This window comes from Specibacter sp. NPDC078692 (assembly GCF_040686835.1).
GTDB lineage: Bacteria > Actinomycetota > Actinomycetes > Actinomycetales > Micrococcaceae > Specibacter.
In genome coordinates this window covers 39,052-58,245 of sequence record NZ_JBFBLV010000011.1, presented here as the reverse complement: position 1 = coordinate 58,245, position 19,194 = coordinate 39,052, and the positions used below count along the sequence as shown (strand labels likewise).

Here is a 19,194-nt window from a genome sequence, read left to right as displayed (position 1 = left end):
CTAGTGCGGAATACGCTTTCCAACAATGTTTGGCCACCGAAAAGCACTCCTTGATTCCTCTGGTGGAACACTGGTATCTGTGGTGGTTACCCCACATCCAAGGAGAAGCAATGACCGGCCCTGCCCACAACACCCCCACCACAAAAACCGCAGGTGCCAGAGCACATCAGCCAAGCCTGCCCAACATTGTGTTCATCCTCAGCGATGACCAGGGTCCGTGGGCGCTGGGCTGCGCCGGCAACGACGACATCCACACCCCCGTGCTGGACGGGCTGGCGGCCGAAGGAACACGGCTGGAAAATTTCTTCTGCGTCTCCCCCGTCTGCTCCCCCGCCCGGGCCAGCCTGATGACGGGGCAAATCCCCTCACGCCACGGCGTCCACGACTACCTGACAGGCGTTGAGGTGGGAGCCGGGGCCCCGGACTACCTGGCCGGGCAGCAGATTTTCACGGACGTGCTGGCGGACAACGGCTACCGGATGGGGCTTTCCGGAAAGTGGCACATGGGCGCCAACGACGCCCCGCGCAAGGGCTTCGTGCACTGGTACGGGCTCGAAGGCGGCGGCAGCCCGTACACGGGGGCCACCATGTACCGCAACGGCGAGCGCGAGGAAACCACCACCTACCTGACCGACGCCATCACCGAAGATGCCCACGCCTTCCTGGACAGGGAGTCGGCTCGGCAGGTCTCGGTGTCACAGGCAACCGGGATCGGCTCGGCGACTGGCGCTGCGACGGCGCCGGAGCCGTTCTTTCTGGCCGTCAACTACACCGCTCCGCACAAGCCCTGGAAGGGCCAGCACCCCAAGGAATTCGAGGACCTTTACGCAGACTGCGCCTTTGAGAGCTGCCCACAGGAGGAGCCGCACCCCTGGCAGCCAACCGTTGACGGGGTCGCGATTGGCGGCGAGCCGGACGTACGGGCAGCACTGGTGGGCTACTTTGCGGCTGTCAGCGCCATGGATGCCGCGATCGGGCGCATCATGGAGCAACTTGAACGCCTGGGCCTGCGGGAGAACACGCTGGTCATCTTCAGCAGCGACAACGGCTTCAACGCCGGCCACCACGGCGTGTGGGGCAAGGGCAACGGCACGTTCCCGCAGAACATGTATGACTCCTCCGTCAAGGTCCCCGCCATCTTCCACTGGCCAGGGCGAATCACCGGCGGCCAGGTCCGCCACGAGCTGCTCTCCGCCTACGACATCGCCGCCACCATCCTGGACCTCACCGGCCTGGACCCCGCCCCGTTCGAGACCGGCCCCGGAACCTCCTTTGCCCCGCTGCTGCGCCCGGACGCCACCACAGCTGACGGCGGGGCTGCACAGGAAAGGGCGGGAGGCGCCGTCGTGGTTTATGACGAATACGGGCCCGTCCGCATGATCCGCACGCAGGAGCTCAAATACGTCCACCGGCACCCGCACGGCCCGCACGAACTCTACGACCTGGCGGCGGATCCCGGTGAGCGCATGAATTTGATGCACGACGCCGCCCCGCACCCCGCGTTGCCGGGTCTCCGTGCGCAGCTGGCCGGCTGGTTCGCGCAACACGGCGGGCCGGAATTTGACGGTGCCGCGCTCCCTGTTGCGGGGGCCGGGCAGCACCGGCCGCTGTATGCGGCCGGGCCCGGGCCGTCGGGGGAAACCGGCAGCAGCCCCGACCCGCTGGGAGCGTTTACGGGGCCGAACTGGGACGGTGCGTAGGCGGGGCAACCGGGCGCCCGGAGGCCGGCGCCGCAGCTCCTGCTCCGTCGCCGTTCTAGAGCCGCGTCAGCCGCAATTCATTCGTCAGGCCGTCCGCGCAGGACACCAGGATCTTTGTGGTTCGGCGCCCGGCAAGCACTGAGGCTCCCGGCGTGGTGGAGGCCCACCGTCCTTCCATTTCCACTGTGATCAGGCTTGCTTGGCTGGGCAGTTGACGCCACGGCGCCGCATACGGGGATAGCAGCGGTTCGGACTTGGCCTTGCCATTGTAGAAGCGCAGGTCGGGGTCGGTCACCGAGAGGACCAGCTCCTCACCATCTGGCTGGATTAACACCACTGAGGGGGTGTCAACTGCCTTCACCACACCGTCGCTGAGCTTCTTGGTGGCTTCGAACACGGCGTGCGCAGTGATACCGGTGGCCCGGTCCTGCACCACATGGGCCGTGTCGTCGTGCCGGAGCACCTTGTAGGGCGCCTTGTCCGGCCGGTTCATCTCGTCGGCGAAGGACGTCATGGATTCCGCCGTAGCTCCCACCACCATGGCGTACTCGTATTTCCCGCGCTTCGGTTTGGTCCCGTGATCAAGAACGGCGCTCGCATATGGCAGCGTCCCCTCAGTCTTGCCGCTCTGATCCGGGGCTGTTTGCACTGACCGGGACACCTCCAAGCGCTGGCCCCTAGGCACGTAGTAGCCCACATTTTGGGGGTCAAGGAGCCACGCCGGATCATGCAGCTGTCCGGCAAAGCTGTAGGGAAGTGCAGTGATCGCGCCTTGCCGCGAATCCTGCGTCGGCACGGACGTATCGGCAAGGTGGCATTGGAATAGCGTTGTTTGTGTGCTGTTGGTGCGGTCACGGTTCTCGATCCCGCTACCCAGAGCCACCACCCTGTTATCGAAAAGGAACACTGACTTGCGGGCATAAAACGTACCGTCATAAACAGCACTTTCATGCAGGCTCATCAGGAACGCGCCATTCTTGCCACCAATCACGCCGCCACCGCCCAAACGTTGGTCGGTCAGCAGCATCTCCTCACCCAAGGGGTGGATGTCAGCTGCCAACTGCTCAAAGGGCAGCTGGATCGCGGTGGTCCCTGGGAACCTGTTCCAATTCCAGCCGGGCTGGACAAAGCCCGAGCCGGCATTACTCACCGGGTCCCCACCACTGAGCACCTGCACCTGGCCATAGGTGAGGTAGCGACCGTACTCGTTGGAACCACCATAGATCTCCGTGGACCACAGGTGTCGGTTGTGCCCTCGCACGGAGACCAGCCAGCCATCCCGCCGCTGTGAAACCAGCGCGGCATGGTTCATCACCTGGCACCCACTCGGGGCCGGTTCCGCGACCACACCTGCACCCGCCAGCTGCTCCGCCAATTCACGTTGCGCCGAAGAAGGCTTTACCGGCAGCAGCCGCAGGAACGCCGCACCCATAACCGGGTCTAGCGCCTGCTTGCCATCCGGACTACCGGCCAATGTCATCACCCGGTAGCCCTCCAGACTTAGCGATTCGCTACCCTTGGGATGCCTGTTGGACAGACTGATCGGAAAGTTGTTCTTGTTGGAATAGAAGCGCATCGCCAGCAGGGCCTGGTTCCAGCGCTCGTGCGATTCCGGGGAGATCGCAAAGCTGGTACCCGAGAGCACAGCCAACGCCGGCGCCCCATTACTGAGCCCATCTCGGGCGTATGCCGGATAGTGGCCCATGTGGTGAAAGGTTGCGGAATCGGGCTTAAAGCCGGTTTGGGTCCCCGCCGAAGGACTGATGGCGCGGTTGAGCCACTGCTGCAACAACCCCAGATGCGCCACCTGGGCTGATTCACCGTCGGCCATTAAGGCACCACCCAGCAAGCCCAGCAGCGTGGTGTTGAGGATGTCGAAAATACCGTTGTAGAAAACATCGGCATGCCCGGTCCCCATCCGGAGCCTGCCCATACCCACCATCCAGTGCAGGGTTCCGCGAACATTCTCGAGCCTGTCACGTGAGGCCAGCAGCTCCCGCATCAGCCACACCGAGTCGTAGAACCCCCGGTTCTGGTAGCCGAGGTGGTGAATGGTCCCTTGGACGCTGCCTTCACTCCATCCTTGATCATCGAAGTAGTCGAGCAACCGGATATACAGATCCGCCAGCCTGCCCCTCAGCTCCGAATCCTTCGTCGAGTCGTAGGCCGAGGCCACCTCAAACATGTGGTTGGTGAAGGCCTTCAACCCAATGGTCGGAGCGAGTCGCTTGAGGTCAGCGGCAATGACCGGCGGGTAGATGGCGACCTGATACCCGTTGATTGCACGTCCGCCACCAAGGACACCTGCCTGAGGCACACCCAGCTCGTCGATCTTCGCCACCATGGCATCGACAGAAGCCGCCGTGACTTTCACTTGTTTGCGGACCGTCTGATAGTAGGCTTCCTTGACAGCGTCGAGGTCTGCCAGTTGCCCGGCAGTGGGAGCCGGGGTTGGCAGTGGTTCCCCGGCCAGCTGGGAGAACCAGAGCAGGTCCTGCCAGTGCTGGTTCGCATTCGCGTGGATCTCGGGGTTGACGAACGGCGCCTGCCGGTCAGGGCTCGGGAAGTTCGAGCGCAGCGGCCGGTTGACGATCAACTCGTCGAGATGGACGGTGCCGGCATCGGCTGGGGCAATGAAACGCAGCGTGTCCATGTCTGCCTTGGCCTCCCCCTCCATGTCCTGGTACCGGATCCACGCAGTCCGCCACCCGGTGAAATTCAGGTTCATCTCACACCATGCATCCGTTCGCTGACCGCGTCCGGCCTCAATGCGCAGCTTCCCGGATGACGCCGTCGACTGGTACACCCAGAAGGCCAGCGTGTTGACGTCCAAACCAATATCAACGCCGTTACCTCCCGAGGCAGCCGAGGGAGCGACAATTCCCAAGGGTGCCTGCACAGTGAGTATGGAGTGGGACTCATAGTCCCAGCGCAGGCTGGAATTGCCGGTGTGGTGTACCTCGGAGACAATGCTCAACAGTGATTTGTCGGAGGTGCTGAACTGTGCCGGAACTACGGTTTCCAACAGGAACACCGGTGGCCTAAGTGCCATCGCAGTGGCTTCCAGCTCGGCCAGCGTTGCTGGTGGCACGGCTGCGACTAGAGGGGTTTGGACCGCCGTAGGGGTATCGGCGCTGGCTGGAGACAACGGCACAGCGGCCACTGTGGCCGCACCGGCGGCTGCAACAACAAGCAGGCCGCGACGGCTGATATTCGTGATTGGACCGGGCATTAGGATCGTCCTCCTGAGGAACACTGCGGAAAAACAAATGTGACCCACAGTACATATGCCTCTAGAGCAACGAATCAAGAAGGACTTCACTGCCACACGAACAATGACCTTGGCCGCATCGAAATTCCCAGCATTCTGTGGCTCCTGCGGACTATATGCCTGTCCAAAAAGTCATAAAGCAAAGTAGTCCTTTATTCCTACCCCTCGATCACCCTTGACTGCTTGGTACCGCAGGGTCCCGGCGCCAAGTGCCGGAACCCGTGAAGCAAGGGAATTATGCAATGATGCATGGACTGACTCGCCGGCACATCCTCAAGGGCGCCGGTGCACTGACATTCGCCGGGCTGCTCTCGGCCGGCTTTGCCCCGCTGGCCCAGGCTGCGGAGACCGCCACGGACGCGGACCTTGATGCCTTGCGCGAACGCTGGGCCGACCAGGTCACCGGCCGGAAACTGATTACGGCAGGGGACGCGGACTTCGCAGCCTCCCTGGCCAAGCTCGACGCCGCCGTGAGCAATTCGACGGCCAGGCTGCTGCCGGAGGGAAACCGGGCACAGGTGTTCGCGGATGCCCCGTTCACCTCCGATGTACAGGTGGTCACCACCTACAAGCGGCTGGCCCAAATGGCCGCGGCGTGGACCACGCCCGGCTCCATCCATGAAGGCAGTGCCACCTTGCTGGCCCACATGCTGGCTGCCTTGGATGACGGCAGCCGCCTCATTTACAACAAGGACCAGAAGGAGTTCGGCAACTGGTGGAACTGGGAAATTGGGGTTCCCCGGCCGCTGGGCGAAACCCTGGCCATCCTCGGCAGCCATGTGCCGGCGGAGCTGCGCGGACGGTACATGGCCGCCGTCGACCATTTCATCCCGGACCCCACCATGCAGTTCCCCGCTGAGCGCGGCCCGATCCTCTCCGAGGGTGCGAACCGGGTGGACATCTGCCAGGGCATCATCATCCGGTCAATAATTGGCAATGATCCCGTCCGGCTTGCTGCAGCCATCAATGCCCTGAGCCCCGTGTGGCAGTACGTCACCAGCGGTAACGGCTTCTTCTCCGACGGCTCGTTCGTCCAGCACTCCACCATCGCCTACACGGGAACATACGGGCTCGTGCTGCTCTCGGGCCTGGCCAAGCTGTTCTCCCTGCTCGGCGAGTCGGAACACGCCGTTGCCGACCCCAGCCGCAAGATCCTGTTCAAGACTGTGGAGGATTCCTTTGCACCGTTCCTGCACAACGGCCAGATGATGGATGCCGTGCGCGGCCGCGCCATTTCCCGCGCCAACGAGCGCAGCTACTACAACGGAAACATGGCGATTGAGGCGATCCTGCTGCTGGCCAGGGCGGCGGACCCGGCCACGGCGACACGCTGGCGCGGCCTGTGCCAGGGCTGGATCTCACGGAACAGCTTTGAGAGCCCGATGGCGGGAGCCTCAATCCCTCGCACCGCCTTGTTGAAGGAACTGGCAGCCTCCGGCACCGCACCCATCGCCGAAACACCTGGCCACAGCTTCTTCGCCGGAATGGACCGTTCCGTGTACCGCGGCAACGGCTGGACCATGGCCCTTGGCCTGTGCAGCAACCGCATTGCCTGGTACGAATGCGGCAACGGCGAAAATGACCTCGGTGCCCAGACGGGCTCTGGCATGACCTACTTGTACACGGGCAAGGCCGACCACTTTGACGATGAGTTCTGGCCCACCGCCAACCTCGCCAAGCTACCGGGCACCACCGTGGACACCACGCCCCTGCCGCGCCGCGTCGAAGGGCAATGGGGCGCCATCACCCCCAAGAACGAGTGGACAGGCGGGGCCACCCTGGGCCGGAACGGCGCTGTAGGCATGCACCTGATTGCACCCGGCGGCACCGGCATGCGTGCCCGCAAGTCCTGGTTCCACACCCCCGACATGGTGGTGGCACTGGGTGCGGACATCCACACCGACAGCGGCGCATCCGTGGAAACCATCGTCGAGCACAGGAACCTCGGTGCCGCCGGTGGCCACACCATGACGGTCGACGGCGCAACCCACACCGCGGCCATCGGCACCCCTGCAGTGCACAGCAATGCGACGTGGGCTCATGTGGAAGGGACCGGCGGCTATCTCATGCTTGGCATGGAACCGCTGACGGTGCTCCGGGAACAGCGCGGGGGAAGTTGGAAAAACATCCACACCAGCGGCCCGGCCGCGGCCATCCAGCGCGAATACGCCACGCTGCTCATTGACCACGGAACCAGCCCGGACGCGGCCGGCTACGCATACGCGCTGCTGCCCGGGGCCACACCGAAGGACACGGAAAAAGCTGCCCGCAAGGCGCCCCGGGTGCTGCGCAACGACGCCGTGGCCCAAGGGGTTTCCTTCGGCGTCAAGCAGGAAGCCGCCATTTTCTGGCAGCCCGGGACGGTGGGATCCATCTCCGCCACTGGCCCCGCCTGCGTGCTCTACGAGGGCAACCCGGGCCAGGGGCAGCTGGCCGTGTCCGACCCGACACAGGCTGCCGAGTCGGTTTCAGTGACCATCGCCGGCACAAAGTACCGGCGCATCACCTCCGGCAGCGGGGCCACACTGTCCCTGGACGCCGCCGGCAACACAGTCGTCACGGTGCACACCGCCGGACTCATGGGCGCCACGGTGGCAATCGGGCTGCACCGCTAATCACCCCTCCCGGAGCACCCTGAACCGAAAAGGGGCGGATCGTAAGATCCGCCCCTCACGTTGCCGCCCCAGTTTGCTCAGCGGGCCAGCACCGGGGAAAGCTCCACCGGGGCCCCTCGCTCGGCGGATTCATAGGCTGCCAGAACAAGTTCCACCACATGCTTTGCGTGTTCGCCGCTGACGGCTGGCACTGCCCCGCCCTCCAGCACGGCAAGGAAGTCGGCCAGCTGCGCCGTGAACGCGTCTTGGATGTCGTGCTCCGAGCGGGTGTGCAGCATGGTGCGGACTCCGTCGATCTTCATGAAGGTGCCGCGGCGCGGATCCACCGTGACGGTGCCGCGTTCACACACCACGAGCATTTCATCGATGTGGTCCGGGGTGTCCGAGGCGATCGTGATGCGCAGCTGAACACCGTTGGCCAGCAGCAGCTCCATGGTCCCGTCGGTCTCCACGGGTGCCCCGAAGCGGTTCAGGGTGCTCGAGGAGATCCGCACGGCGGGCGCCCCGCCAATCCACAGGCTCCGGTCCAGGCAGTGCGCACCAATGTTGATGAACGCGCCGCCGCCAGACACCGCCTTGTCAAAGAACCAGTCGGGGCGGGAGCCGGGGCGGTAATCGGTGCTGCGGTAGTCGTGGATCATGAGCACCCGGCCCAGCCCCCCGCTCGCCAACGCGGACTTGAGTGCCAGTTTTTCGGCCATGAAGTGCTGGATCATCCCCACCACCATGACCACCCCGGCCGCCTCGCAGGCTTCCTCCATGATCCTGGCGTCCTCAAGTGTGGTGGCCATGGGCTTTTCCACCAGCACGTGCACGCCGTGCGAGGCGGCAGCCACCACCATTTCCTTGTGCAGGCTGTGCGGGGTGTTGATGACGACGGCGTCCACCACTCCCGCTTCCAGCATCTGCACGTAGTCGGTGAAGACTGCGGCTCCCCAAGGCGCGGCAACCCGCTGCGCTGTCTTGGCATTCAGGTCGCACACCGCTCCCAGTGCAATCCCGGCAAGGTCCGCGGCCCCCTGTGCATGAAGTCCGGCGACAGCCCCTGCCCCAATGATTCCCAAGCGCATGTTTAGCTCATTTCCCTAATGGTTGTTGTAGTTTTCGTGCACCGTCGCCGGCGTTGTTCTTTGCCCCGCAGGAGTCACGGACCACCAACCGCGGCCGCAGCCGGACCTGGTGGACAGGGCAGTCATCGCCCTCCACGAGGCGGCGCAGCAGGATTTCTGCCGCCATCTTTCCCATGCGGTGCTTGGCCGGGGACACCGCTGTCAGCGGCACTTCCGCCAGGTCGGCCAGCTCGTCGTCATAGGAAACCAGTGCCAGGTCCGCGGGAATGTTCACCCCGGCCCGCCGGGCTGCGGCTTCCAGAAGGGCAGCCTCCCTGTCGCCAAACACCAGGGCGGCGCTCGCCCCGGCAGCCAGGACGTCCTGCAGCAGTCGTTCGGCAGCCCCGGCCTCCCACTCGACCTTCAGCGCCCTCAGCACCAGTGGTGCGAAACCAAGATCGGCGGCGGCCCGCTCATACCCGGCCACAATCGCTGGTTCAGTGGGGGTGTTGGATCGTGTGAGGAGGGCGACGTTGCGGTGGCCCAGCCCGCGCAGGTGGGAGACGGCGTCGTACGCGCCACCCTGGTGGTCCGAACACACGTGCTCCGTCCGGTCCCCCGGCCCCAGATCCATGAGGCTGCGTTCCAGCAATACCACCGGAACGTTCAGCGAGGTCAGCTCCCGCACCCGCTGCTGCGGATCGGCGATCCCGGAGAGCGTGGGCACCAGGATCAACCCGTCCACACCGGCATCGATGAGAAACTGGATGCTTGAATCCTCACGCTCCGGGATGTAGTTGTAGGTCGCCAGGCGCAGGCTGACGCCCTGCGCCGAAAGGGTTTCCTCGATGCCCTGCAGCACGCGCGGGTAGTAGAGCTGGGTGTCGGGCAGCAGCACCCCAACAGTGAACCGGGAACGCCGACGGGCAGGCTGGCGCTCAGCCACGAAGCTGCCGGCGCCCTGGCGGCGCACCACCAGCTCAGTCTGCTCCAACTCTTCATAGGCGCGGCGCACCGTGGTCAGGGACAACCCGGTCTCGGCGGCCAACTGTGCCTCGGTGGGCAGCTTGGCGCCCACAGCCCAGGTGCCGGCCAGGATGCCGCGGCGCAATTCCCCGGCCAGGGCCTGGAATTTCAGCTCCCTGGAGTCTGCGTCACGGATCTTCCCCGCCAGCGGCTTTCCCGCCTGTGTTGTTCCCGCTTGCGTTGTTCCTGCCTGCGTCTTTTCCGCCAGTGGTTTCTTCTTCAAGGCTCCCTTTCATGCTGTCGCATGGCTTGAGTGTGCCAAATGACTAAGAGAGGAATCCACAAGGACTTGGAAAATTCATCTTTTAACCTAGGCAGCATTCTGCGCATTCACTCGGACTCAACGGGCTTGAACGCCAGTTATGTTGAGGGTAGCCGAAAGCGCCTCACAAAGATACTCCCAAATACTCCTTGAATCATCTCTTTCCTCGCTGCTTGAGTGTTCTCACTGACCGTGACACACAGCACAACTATTTGAAACTAGGAGTATTCCATGACAACGAAATTCCGTTTGGCCCGGACACTCGCCGTGATGGCCGGTGCAGCATTGGCGCTGTCCGCCTGTGGCGGCGGAACCGGCAACTCTTCAGGCAGCGACACAGAGGGCGGTACGGTGTCGTACTGGTCCATGTGGAAAGAGGGCGAGCAGCAGCAACTTATCATCGCTGGGGCCATCAAGGACTTCGAAGCTGAAACGGGCGCAACTGTCAACGTCCAATGGCAGGGCCGGTCCAACGTCCAAAAGCTCGTCCCGGCACTGAACACCAACAATGTCCCTGACATTGTTGACGGCTCCTATGCCAAGCTGGCCCCCGTTCTGGGCGACACCGGACAGGCCCTTCCCCTGACGGATGCTTACGACACTGAGGTTGAGGGCACCAAAGTTTCGGAACTGATTCCAAAAAAGTACCTGAACGCGAACAACATTCTGGATGCGGACGGAACGCCCTGGATGCTGCCCTACAGCCTCACATCGGATGGCTTCTGGTTTAACGCCACCGCCAACCCCGAGCTGGAAACCGCTCCGCCAGCCTCCTGGGATGACTTCATCGCACTGCTGGACAAGTACAAGGCGGAGGGCAAAGTGCCTCTCGCTGCGGATGGCGACATTGGCGGCTACAACTCCATGTGGTTCACCACCGCACTGGTGCGCACCGACGGAGCAGGCTCCTTCGCGAAGGTGGTCCAGGACAAAACAGGCGCCGCCTGGGATGCCCCGAGCGTCCTTGCAGCCGCAAAGAAGGTTGAGCAGATCGTCCAGGGTGACTACCTGATCAAGGGCTACAACGCCAGCAAGTGGCCTGCCCAGCAGCAGGTTTGGGCGACAGGCGGCGCCGAGCTCATGCTCAACGGTTCCTGGATCCCGACGGAAACAGGAACCTACGCCTCCGAAGACTTCAAGTTCTCCTCCTTTCCGTTCCCTGCCGTCGCTGGACAGCCAGCATCTGTACGCGCAGACTTTGGCGGTTGGGCCATCCCCAAAAAGGCGAAGAACCCGCAGCTGGCACAGGAACTTGCCACCTTCCTGCTGAGGAAGGAGTACCAGGACGCCTACGGTGTTGAGGCCAAGGTGTTGCCCATTCGCCAGGATGCAGCCACTTCCCCGGAGATGGCGTCCGTGAAGAAGTCCATTGACAGCGCCGAGGAGATCTACCTCCAAAATGATGGCGTCACATACCCCGGCTACGTTGAGAAGGTCTTCTGGCCCATCAATGATGAGCTGTTCCTGGGCAAGATCAACGCTGCCGAATTCGTCCAAAAGATGAAAACCTCAACGGTTAAGTACTGGAAGGACAACAGCTGATGTCGGCCACAACAGCCCGTCGTCCCCGCGCCTCGGCAGCAGCCGCCGCGCGGGGGCAGGGCGGCAGCAGCATTGACCGCCAGCGGCGCAAGCTCCTTGTACCCTTCGTCGGCCCCGCCTTTATCGTCTACACGCTTCTGTTCATTATTCCCGCCATCGGTGCGGCCTGGATCAGCTTGCACGAATGGGCCGGCGCAGGTCCCATGAAATTTGTAGGCGTCAAGAACTACATCAGAGTGTTCCAAGACGATCTGTTTATGAAATCTTTCGGCAACACTCTCCTGCTGTTGTTCGTGGTTGGTGCAGCCATCTTCATCCTGGCCTTCGCCATGACCCTGGTGCTGCGCGACATGGCAGGCAAGAAGATTGTCCGCAACGTCATCTTCTTCCCGCACCTGATCAACGCCCTGGTCTTCGGTGTGCTGGCCGGGTTCATCTTCAACCCCGGCGGCATGGTCAACACCCTGCTCAAGCCCTTTGGTGTCACCGAACCACCAGCCTGGCTGGCCCAGGAAAACATCTTCCCGCTGATCATGGCAACACTGGTGGCCACCACCACCGGTTACTTCACCACCATCTTGATGGCCGGCGTCGACCGCATTCCCCCCTACTACTACGAGGACTGCGCCTTGGCCGGTGCCAACGCATGGCAGCGCCTGCGCTACGTGATCCTGCCCCTGACCTGGGACGTGTTCGGCACCTGCGCGGTACTGTGGACCATCTCCTCCGTCAAGATCTTTGAGATCATCTGGGTCTTCGGCGGCAGCAGCGGTGCCGGCATTCCGCCCACACAGAGCTGGACCACCGCCGTATACACCTACGTCACGGCCTTCTCTGGCCAGTCCACACCTGCCTACGGCGCGGCTACCGCCTCCGCCATCATCTCCCTGGCCCTGGTATCCGTCCTCGTGGTGTTCCTGCGCCGCGCCATGCGCCGTGACGCCGTTGAATTCTAAGGATCTGTCCATGTCTATTCTCACCGCCCCCGAAGAGACTTCCGCGGGCACTCCACAGGGCCCCGGCTCCAGCGGCCCCGGCAAGAACAGCACCAAGCGCAGCAAGAACCACCGCGGCGTCAGCCCTGCCCTCCGCGCGGAAAGCAACATCATCCGCAGCATTGGCGTGGTCCTGCTGTGGGCTGTTGTCGCCATCAGCGTCGGCATGCTGTTGTGGATGGTGTTGCAGGCGTTCCGCGACACCCGCTCCATCCTCGCCAGCCCCTGGGGCATGCCGGAAACCCTTGACTTCTCCAACTTTGTCAACGCCTGGACCGTCAGCGACTTTGCCACGGCAACCTGGAACTCGGTCATCACCACGGGCGTTTCATCGTTCCTGACAGTGGCCTTCGCCGCACCAGCTGCGTACTATCTCGCTCGGGTGGAAAGCCGTTTCACCAACGGGCTGAGCCTGTACTTCATCCTGGGCCTGGGCATCCCGGCACAGGTCATCTTGATCCCGTTGTTCGTCATGTTGAACAAGGTGTATTTGACGGACAGCCTTGTCGGTTTGAACCTTGTCTACATTGCCAGTTCCATGCCGTTCACGGTGTTCTTGCTGACCGCGTTCTTCCGCAGCCTGCCCATGGAGATGGAGGAGGCCGCCGCGCTCGACGGCGCCTCCGCCTTGCGCACCTTCGTCCGGATCACACTGCCACTGGCCAAGGGCGGCATCCTGACCGCGTTTGTGCTGCAGGTCGTGGCGCACTGGAACGAGACGCTGCTGGCACTGACCCTGATCCAGTCCACCGAAAAGTACACCCTGCCTGTTGCCTTGATTTCCTTTGTGCAGCAGCAGACCTACTCCGGCGCCGATTGGGGCGGCCTGTTCGCGGGCCTCTGCATCGTGGTCCTGCCCATGCTGATCATCTATATCTGGCTGGGCCGGCGCCTCACCGAGGGCCTGACCCTGGGCATGGGCAAATAGTGTCCTCACCCAACCTGCTTTTCATTGTCGCCGACCAGTTCCGGGCCATGTGCCTGGAGCCGGGCGGCGACCCTGTTTCCACCCCGTTTTTGGATGCCATGAAGCACGACGGCGTATCCCTCACCCACGCGGTCAGCAGCTACCCGGTGTGCAGCCCGCACCGGGCCATGATGATGAGCGGGCAGTATCCGGAGGCCAACGGCGTCACCCACAACGTCAACTCCGAGACTGCCATCTGGGGCGTTGGCCTCCGCCCGGACGCACCGTCCTGGGCTGCTGTGTTGCGCGACGCCGGGTACAACACCGGTTACATTGGCAAGTGGCATTTGGAAGCGCCCGTGCCCGAGGACGCCGTCCACGGCACCGGTCCGCTCGAAGACGGCCGCTACTGGGATGCCTGGTCCCCGCCGGATCGCCGCCATGGCTTTGATTTTTGGTATTCCTACGGCTGTTGCGATGAGCATCTCACCCCGCACTATTGGACGTCCGACGCCGGCCGGCACCAGCGCGTCAACGTCACCGGGTGGTCGGCCGCCCATGAGAGCGACGTGGCGATTGAGTTTCTGCAACGGGCCGCCACGGATCCCCCGGGCGGTGCCACCGGCGTGCCGGGCCCCTCCACCGGGGGCCGCCCGTTTGCGCTGGCCGTGTCATGGAACCCGCCGCACCAGCCCTTCGACCAACTGCCAGCAGACCACGACACCAGCTACACGTCCCGCACACCCGCCGAGCTGCTGAACCGGCCCAATGTGGAGCTGGATTCCCTCATCGGCGGGGAGGCAGCGGCCATCGCACCGCTCTACTACGCCGCCGTCAGCGCCATCGATGCCCAGGTGGGCCGGCTGCTGGGCTCCCTTGACTCGTTGGGACTGTCGGATGACACCCTTGTCATCTTCACCTCGGACCACGGCCAGCAGATGGGCAGCCACGGCCTGCTCTACAAAAACGTCCCCTTTGAGGAATCCATGCGGATCCCTTGGGTCATGCGCTGGCCCGGACGCCTGGAGAGCACCGCCGCAGACCGGGTGGGTATCTCCAGCATCGACATGGCACCGACACTGCTGGGGCTGCTGGGCCACAGCGCCGCGGTGCCGGCAGCCATGCACGGCAAGGACATCTCCGCCGTGCTGCTCGCCCAAGGCGAGGGCGCCGCGGAGGAGGGATGCGCTGGGAGGCTGGGCACGCCGTCGTCCCTGTACTTCTACTACCCTCGCGATGAAAACGACGTTGCTATCCGGGGGCTGCGGACGGCGACCGGAAAAATAATTGCCCGTTTCCATGCGGGGCAAGGGCTCAGCATTTCTGTCTTCAACCTGCTGGATGACCCCTACGAACTAGAGAACATCACCGATCCAGCCGTGGTCCGGCGCTGGGCGGGGGACCTCTCCGACGCGCTGGTGGCGGCGGGCCAGTCCTGGCGCGGACAAGAAGCGTTGGAAGAATTGGCAAACACTACGTTGGGAGCACACCTGTGAACATTCTTCTGATCATGGCCGACCAGTTCGCGGCCCATGCGCTGACCCGGTCCCGCCCCGAAGATGCGCATTTCCATACGCCGAACCTCGACCGTCTGGCAGCCGTCTCCACGGTGTTCACGCAGGCCTATACTCCGTTCCCGTTGTGCGTGCCGGCACGCAGCGCCATGATCACGGGCAGGCACCCGCACCAGTTGGGCATCATGTCCAACAAGCCTGCGGGAGCAGACGGAGCCGGTGGTCCAGCCGAACCGGGCCACGGTCCAGATTCGCTGGGCAACTGGTTCACGGCCGCCGGCTGGGACTGCGCCTACGCCGGGAAGTGGCATGCCCTGCAGGCCAGTGCCACGGAACATGACGGCTTTGCGCCTATCCATCCGTTCGGCGATGAGGGTTTGGTGGAGGCCTGTCACGAGTGGCTGGGCAGGCGCAACGCCGGCTCCAGCAGCACGCCGGGCCAACCCGATGCGGACCGGCCCTTTTTTCTCGTCGCGTCCTTCGACGATCCCCACACCATCTGCGAATACGCCCGATCCCAGCCCATGCCCTATGGTCCGGTCGCGGGCATTCCCACCGCGGACGCCCCGCCCCTGCCGCCCAATTTCCTCAAGGCGCCGTACGCCCCCGAGGCCTTGGCCATGGAACAACATGCGGCGGCCCGCTTGTACGGCACCTCCGGGTTCAGCCCCGACGACTGGCGGGACTACCGCGCCACCTACGCCGCTTTGGTGGCACGCGTTGACCAACGCGTGGGGCAGCTGCTGGACGGGATAGATTTGGCAAGCACCGCCGTCGTATTTGTCAGCGACCATGGCGACGGCGACGCCTCCCACGGCTGGAACCAGAAGACGGCGCTGTACCAGGAATGCATCAAGGTGCCATTTCTGGTTCATGTCCCTGGCCGGGCTGCAGCCGTGGTCGATGACCCCGTGGCGGCCGTATTAGGGCTGCTCCCCACGCTGTGCGAGGTGGCGGGAATTTCGGCTCCGGATGGACTCGCAGCACCATCGGCACTGCAGCGGGACCAGCAGCCGGTGGTAGTGCAAACCTCGTTCCAGGACGCTGCCGCACTACCCGGCGCAGGGACCTCGGGGAGGGCGCTCATCATGGGACAGTGGAAATACTCGGTGTACAGCTGGGGCGCGCACCGCGAGCAGCTGCACGATTTGGACGCGGACCCCGGCGAGCAGCGCAATCTTGCCGTGGAGGGCTCCCATGCGCCGGTGCTTGAACGGATGCGCACGGGATTGCTCCGCTGGGCACTGGCAACCGGAGACTCTGTGTTCTTGAAGAAGCTGGTCCTGCCCTTTGGCGCGGCATCCGGGACCCATGCAGAAATTTTTCGCCGCCCCTACTAGCAGCTGGGAACTCTCTGGGCGTAAGCTGACAGGACATACCCACGGAATATCCAGCGTATTCCCAGCGAATAGTCGGAGACTGAAATGGTGAAAAAGACTGGACCTGAAGCCAAACTGCTTGTTGTAGACGACGAGCCCAATATTCGTGAGCTCCTCTCAACCTCCCTGCGTTTCGCCGGGTTTGAGGTCATTGCCGCCGCCAACGGTCGTGACGCATTGGCCGCCGCCGAGGAGCACAACCCCGATCTTGCTGTCCTGGATGTCATGCTCCCGGACATGGACGGATTCACCGTGACCCGCCGCCTGCGTGCCGCCGGACGGCACTTCCCTGTGCTGTTCCTGACGGCTCGAGATGACACCGAAGACAAGGTCACCGGCCTGACCGTTGGCGGCGATGACTACGTCACCAAGCCGTTCAGCCTCGATGAGGTGGTGGCCCGTATCCGTGCCGTGCTGCGCCGCACTCAGCCCACCGAAGATGACGATGCCGTACTGCGCGTTGCCGATCTAGAGCTCGACGACGACGCCCACGAAGTGCGCCGCGCCGGCAAGACGGTGGAATTGTCCCCCACCGAGTTCAAGCTGCTGCGCTACTTGATGCTCAACCCGAATCGTGTGCTGTCCAAGGCTCAAATCCTTGACCATGTGTGGGAATACGATTTCAACGGGGATGCCTCGATCGTGGAGTCCTACATCTCCTACCTGCGCCGCAAAGTGGACATTGACGCTTCACTGCCTGCCCTCATCCAGACCAAGCGCGGCGTGGGCTACGTGCTGCGGACGGCTGATAAGCGCTAGCGCCGCACCAGTACATTGATTACGTTGTGGAAAAACGCCTCCCTGCGCTCACAGCTGGTGGCCATCATCAGCGCCCTGTTGAGCGTTTCCTTGCTGGCTCTGGGAGCCACAACGTTTCTTTTGCTGCACTCTTTTCTGGAAGATCAGATGGACACGCAGCTCACCACCTTCCAGCGCTCCATTGTGAACATCGGAACGGTGGATTCGCAGAACACCGGGCAAACTCCCTTTGCCTTTGACTACTACGTGGGGTTCCATTTTTCTGATGGTTCGTTAGCGGATCAGAACCGTTCGGGCCAAGACAAACCTGTCTATCCCAACTACTCCATGGATGAAGCACACGCGCTGAATGGCAAGACGTTCACCGTCCCCAGCAGCGACGGTGGCGCCCCTTGGCGAGTGACAATCGTCGCCCCGCAGAAGTTCAGCTTTGGAACGGGTGAACTGAACCCGGGTAGCACTTCCTATGTTGGTTATGTTGTCGTGGGGCTGCCCTATGAAAACCTAAACATGACCATGGAACGCCTTGCTGTGGTCATTGCCGGGGTCGCCATCTTGGCCGTCACCCTGGGCACCATGATTGCCTACTGGACCGTCACCCGCTCCTTCAGACCCTTGAGCCGTGTAGAGAAGACAGCAGCAGCCATTGCCGCCGGCGATCTCTCCCGCCGCGTGGACATTGAGAATCCTGCCACGGAAGTGGGCCGTTTGTCCGGCTCACTGAACGCCATGTTGGCCCATATTGAGCATGCCTTCGCCGCTAGGACGGCTTCTGAAAAGAAGATGCGACGCTTTGTCGCCGACGCCTCTCACGAACTGCGCACCCCGCTGGTGACCATCCGCGGCTTCTCAGAGCTGTACCGCCACGGGGCTCTGCAAACGCCTGAAGATGTGGGCACAGCCATGGGCCGGATCGAGAGCGAAGCCAAGCGCATGGGCGAGCTGGTCGAGGACTTGCTGGTCCTGGCCCGCATCGACGAGCAGCGCCCCTTGCAACTCAAACCCGTGGACCTGCTGATCTTGGGCCACGACGCCGTCCTGGACGCCAGAGCCACCGCCCGGGACCGGTCCTTTGCCGTTATAGGGCTCGACGGCGGACCCGGCACCCCCGCGCCGAGCGTCGGAGACGAGGCGAAACTGCGCCAGGTCGTGGCAAATCTGATGGGCAACGCTCTGCGCTACACCCCCGAGGGATCCCCCATTGAAATCATGGTCGGCACCCGGCACGAGGGCATCTCACTCTACTCCGTGATCAAGATTCGTGACCATGGGCCGGGTATCTCAGCCGAGGAAGCGCCGCGTGTTTTCGAACGGTTCTACCGCGCGGACTCCTCCCGCGATAGGAACACCGGCGGCAGCGGTCTGGGACTCGCTATAGTGTCAGCCATTGTCGCCTCCCACGAAGGAACTGTCAGGCTGGAAGACACCCCCGGCGGCGGGGCAACCATGGTCATAGAGCTGCCTTACAAGGCCGAACAAGCCGAGTCCGATGAACTTGGAGCCGAAGATCTTGGGACCGAAGAACCCGGCGGCGAACCCGGGATTGATTCCTCCACAGACTGACCAGCGAGCCCTGCTTCCCACGGTTCCATCGTCAGGGGTTTCACTGCCTCAGGGCCACTTCTAGGCTGGATTTATCAGTGACATTCACTGGACACCAGCAACGAAGGCAAGGTAATTCCCATGGCACAGTTCAACGTCAACAGTGACGATCTCGCCCTGAAGAGCACAGCCGTCAAGGGATCTGTAGAAAGGATCCGGGCCGAGGTGGACGCCATGAAGCGCAACCTGTTGGATCTGCAATCCTCGTGGACGGGAACCGCGGCCACCAACTTTCAGTCCCTCATGGTGGAGTGGCATTCCACGGAGCTCAAAGTGGAAGCATCTCTGGAGAGCATCAACTCCGCCTTGTCCATGGCCGCAACGCAATACGCACAGGCCGAGGCTGCCAACACCCGCATGTTTACGGCCCGCTAACCGTGGCCATTCCCGGCCGGCTTTGGTGACTGATTCCGGCCGTCGCCCGCTTTTAGTGGCGGCGCTGGCCGGAAAACTGGACTCGCTTTCACGGACAGTCAACTTTCAATTATTCAGATATTTGTTTGAGAAAACACTATTGTTTCTAAGTTTACTAGGATAAAATTGACTATGGGCACGTCGAAGTGGCCCGGATCT

Annotated in this window: 13 protein-coding genes; 10 read left to right on the top strand and 3 right to left on the bottom strand. The window is 63.1% G+C overall.

Annotation, left to right across the window (positions count from 1 at the left end; translation table 11 throughout):
• Positions 1-110 precede the first annotated feature (110 nt).
• The gene (locus AB0O97_RS09860; protein WP_363882085.1) at positions 111-1,700 is read left to right on the top strand and encodes a sulfatase-like hydrolase/transferase; all 1,590 of its coding nucleotides are present in this window, start codon (positions 111-113) and stop codon (positions 1,698-1,700) included.
• Positions 1,701-1,755: 55 nt separating this feature from the next.
• Here the strand turns inward: AB0O97_RS09860 and AB0O97_RS09855 are convergent, their stop codons facing one another.
• Entirely contained in the window at positions 1,756-4,932 is a 3,177-nt protein-coding gene (locus AB0O97_RS09855; protein ID WP_363882083.1) for a chondroitinase family polysaccharide lyase, read from the bottom strand.
• A gap of 281 nt (positions 4,933-5,213) precedes the next feature.
• Here AB0O97_RS09855 and AB0O97_RS09850 point away from each other — a divergent pair, with 281 nt between their 5' ends.
• Positions 5,214-7,586 carry a polysaccharide lyase 8 family protein gene (locus AB0O97_RS09850; RefSeq protein WP_363882081.1) on the top strand — a complete coding sequence of 791 codons (2,373 nt, stop codon included), beginning with the start codon at positions 5,214-5,216 and terminating at the stop codon, positions 7,584-7,586.
• Positions 7,587-7,663: 77 nt separating this feature from the next.
• Here the strand turns inward: AB0O97_RS09850 and AB0O97_RS09845 are convergent, their stop codons facing one another.
• Both AB0O97_RS09845 and AB0O97_RS09840 read right to left on the bottom strand, forming a co-directional pair.
• Positions 7,664-8,656, bottom strand: coding sequence for a Gfo/Idh/MocA family oxidoreductase (locus AB0O97_RS09845; protein ID WP_363882079.1), 993 nt, complete (start codon positions 8,654-8,656; stop codon positions 7,664-7,666).
• A gap of 7 nt (positions 8,657-8,663) precedes the next feature.
• Positions 8,664-9,884 (bottom strand): substrate-binding domain-containing protein, encoded by a 1,221-nt coding sequence (locus AB0O97_RS09840; RefSeq protein WP_363837598.1) that lies wholly within the window; start codon positions 9,882-9,884, stop codon positions 8,664-8,666.
• Positions 9,885-10,154: 270 nt separating this feature from the next.
• Here AB0O97_RS09840 and AB0O97_RS09835 point away from each other — a divergent pair, with 270 nt between their 5' ends.
• From AB0O97_RS09835 to AB0O97_RS09800, 8 genes are all read left to right on the top strand, one after another.
• A complete protein-coding gene (locus AB0O97_RS09835) occupies positions 10,155-11,465 on the top strand; it encodes an extracellular solute-binding protein (RefSeq protein ID WP_363882077.1) in 1,311 nt (436 codons plus the stop codon).
• Positions 11,465-12,421, top strand: coding sequence for a sugar ABC transporter permease (locus tag AB0O97_RS09830; RefSeq protein WP_363837604.1), 957 nt, complete (start codon positions 11,465-11,467; stop codon positions 12,419-12,421). Before AB0O97_RS09835 ends, AB0O97_RS09830 begins: the two co-directional genes overlap by 1 nt.
• Before the next feature lie 10 nt (positions 12,422-12,431).
• The gene (locus AB0O97_RS09825; RefSeq protein ID WP_363837607.1) at positions 12,432-13,388 is read left to right on the top strand and encodes a carbohydrate ABC transporter permease; all 957 of its coding nucleotides are present in this window, start codon (positions 12,432-12,434) and stop codon (positions 13,386-13,388) included.
• Complete coding sequence (locus tag AB0O97_RS09820) at positions 13,388-14,863, top strand: sulfatase (protein ID WP_363882075.1); 1,476 nt, start codon at positions 13,388-13,390, stop codon at positions 14,861-14,863. Before AB0O97_RS09825 ends, AB0O97_RS09820 begins: the two co-directional genes overlap by 1 nt.
• Positions 14,860-16,221, top strand: a complete 1,362-nt coding sequence (locus AB0O97_RS09815) for a sulfatase-like hydrolase/transferase (protein ID WP_363882073.1) — start codon at positions 14,860-14,862, stop codon at positions 16,219-16,221. Before AB0O97_RS09820 ends, AB0O97_RS09815 begins: the two co-directional genes overlap by 4 nt.
• An 87-nt stretch (positions 16,222-16,308) precedes the next feature.
• The gene (locus AB0O97_RS09810; protein ID WP_062294031.1) at positions 16,309-17,019 is read left to right on the top strand and encodes a response regulator transcription factor; all 711 of its coding nucleotides are present in this window, start codon (positions 16,309-16,311) and stop codon (positions 17,017-17,019) included.
• 24 nt (positions 17,020-17,043) lie between these two features.
• Positions 17,044-18,582, top strand: coding sequence for a HAMP domain-containing sensor histidine kinase (locus tag AB0O97_RS09805; protein ID WP_363882071.1), 1,539 nt, complete (start codon positions 17,044-17,046; stop codon positions 18,580-18,582).
• A 120-nt stretch (positions 18,583-18,702) separates the two neighbouring features.
• Positions 18,703-18,996, top strand: a complete 294-nt coding sequence (locus tag AB0O97_RS09800) for a WXG100 family type VII secretion target (protein WP_363837619.1) — start codon at positions 18,703-18,705, stop codon at positions 18,994-18,996.
• The last annotated feature ends 198 nt before the right edge of the window (positions 18,997-19,194 follow it).

What these genes read in the sequence shown, in the direction of transcription:
- AB0O97_RS09860 (WP_363882085.1), top strand. Translation starts at nt 111, where the DNA reads ATGACCGGCCCTGCCCACAACACCCCCACCACAAAAACCGCAGGTGCC.
- AB0O97_RS09855 (WP_363882083.1), bottom strand. Translation starts at nt 4,932, where the DNA reads ATGCCCGGTCCAATCACGAATATCAGCCGTCGCGGCCTGCTTGTTGTT.
- AB0O97_RS09850 (WP_363882081.1), top strand. Translation starts at nt 5,214, where the DNA reads ATGATGCATGGACTGACTCGCCGGCACATCCTCAAGGGCGCCGGTGCA.
- AB0O97_RS09845 (WP_363882079.1), bottom strand. Translation starts at nt 8,656, where the DNA reads ATGCGCTTGGGAATCATTGGGGCAGGGGCTGTCGCCGGACTTCATGCA.
- AB0O97_RS09835 (WP_363882077.1), top strand. Translation starts at nt 10,155, where the DNA reads ATGACAACGAAATTCCGTTTGGCCCGGACACTCGCCGTGATGGCCGGT.
- AB0O97_RS09830 (WP_363837604.1), top strand. Translation starts at nt 11,465, where the DNA reads ATGTCGGCCACAACAGCCCGTCGTCCCCGCGCCTCGGCAGCAGCCGCC.
- AB0O97_RS09825 (WP_363837607.1), top strand. Translation starts at nt 12,432, where the DNA reads ATGTCTATTCTCACCGCCCCCGAAGAGACTTCCGCGGGCACTCCACAG.
- AB0O97_RS09800 (WP_363837619.1), top strand. Translation starts at nt 18,703, where the DNA reads ATGGCACAGTTCAACGTCAACAGTGACGATCTCGCCCTGAAGAGCACA.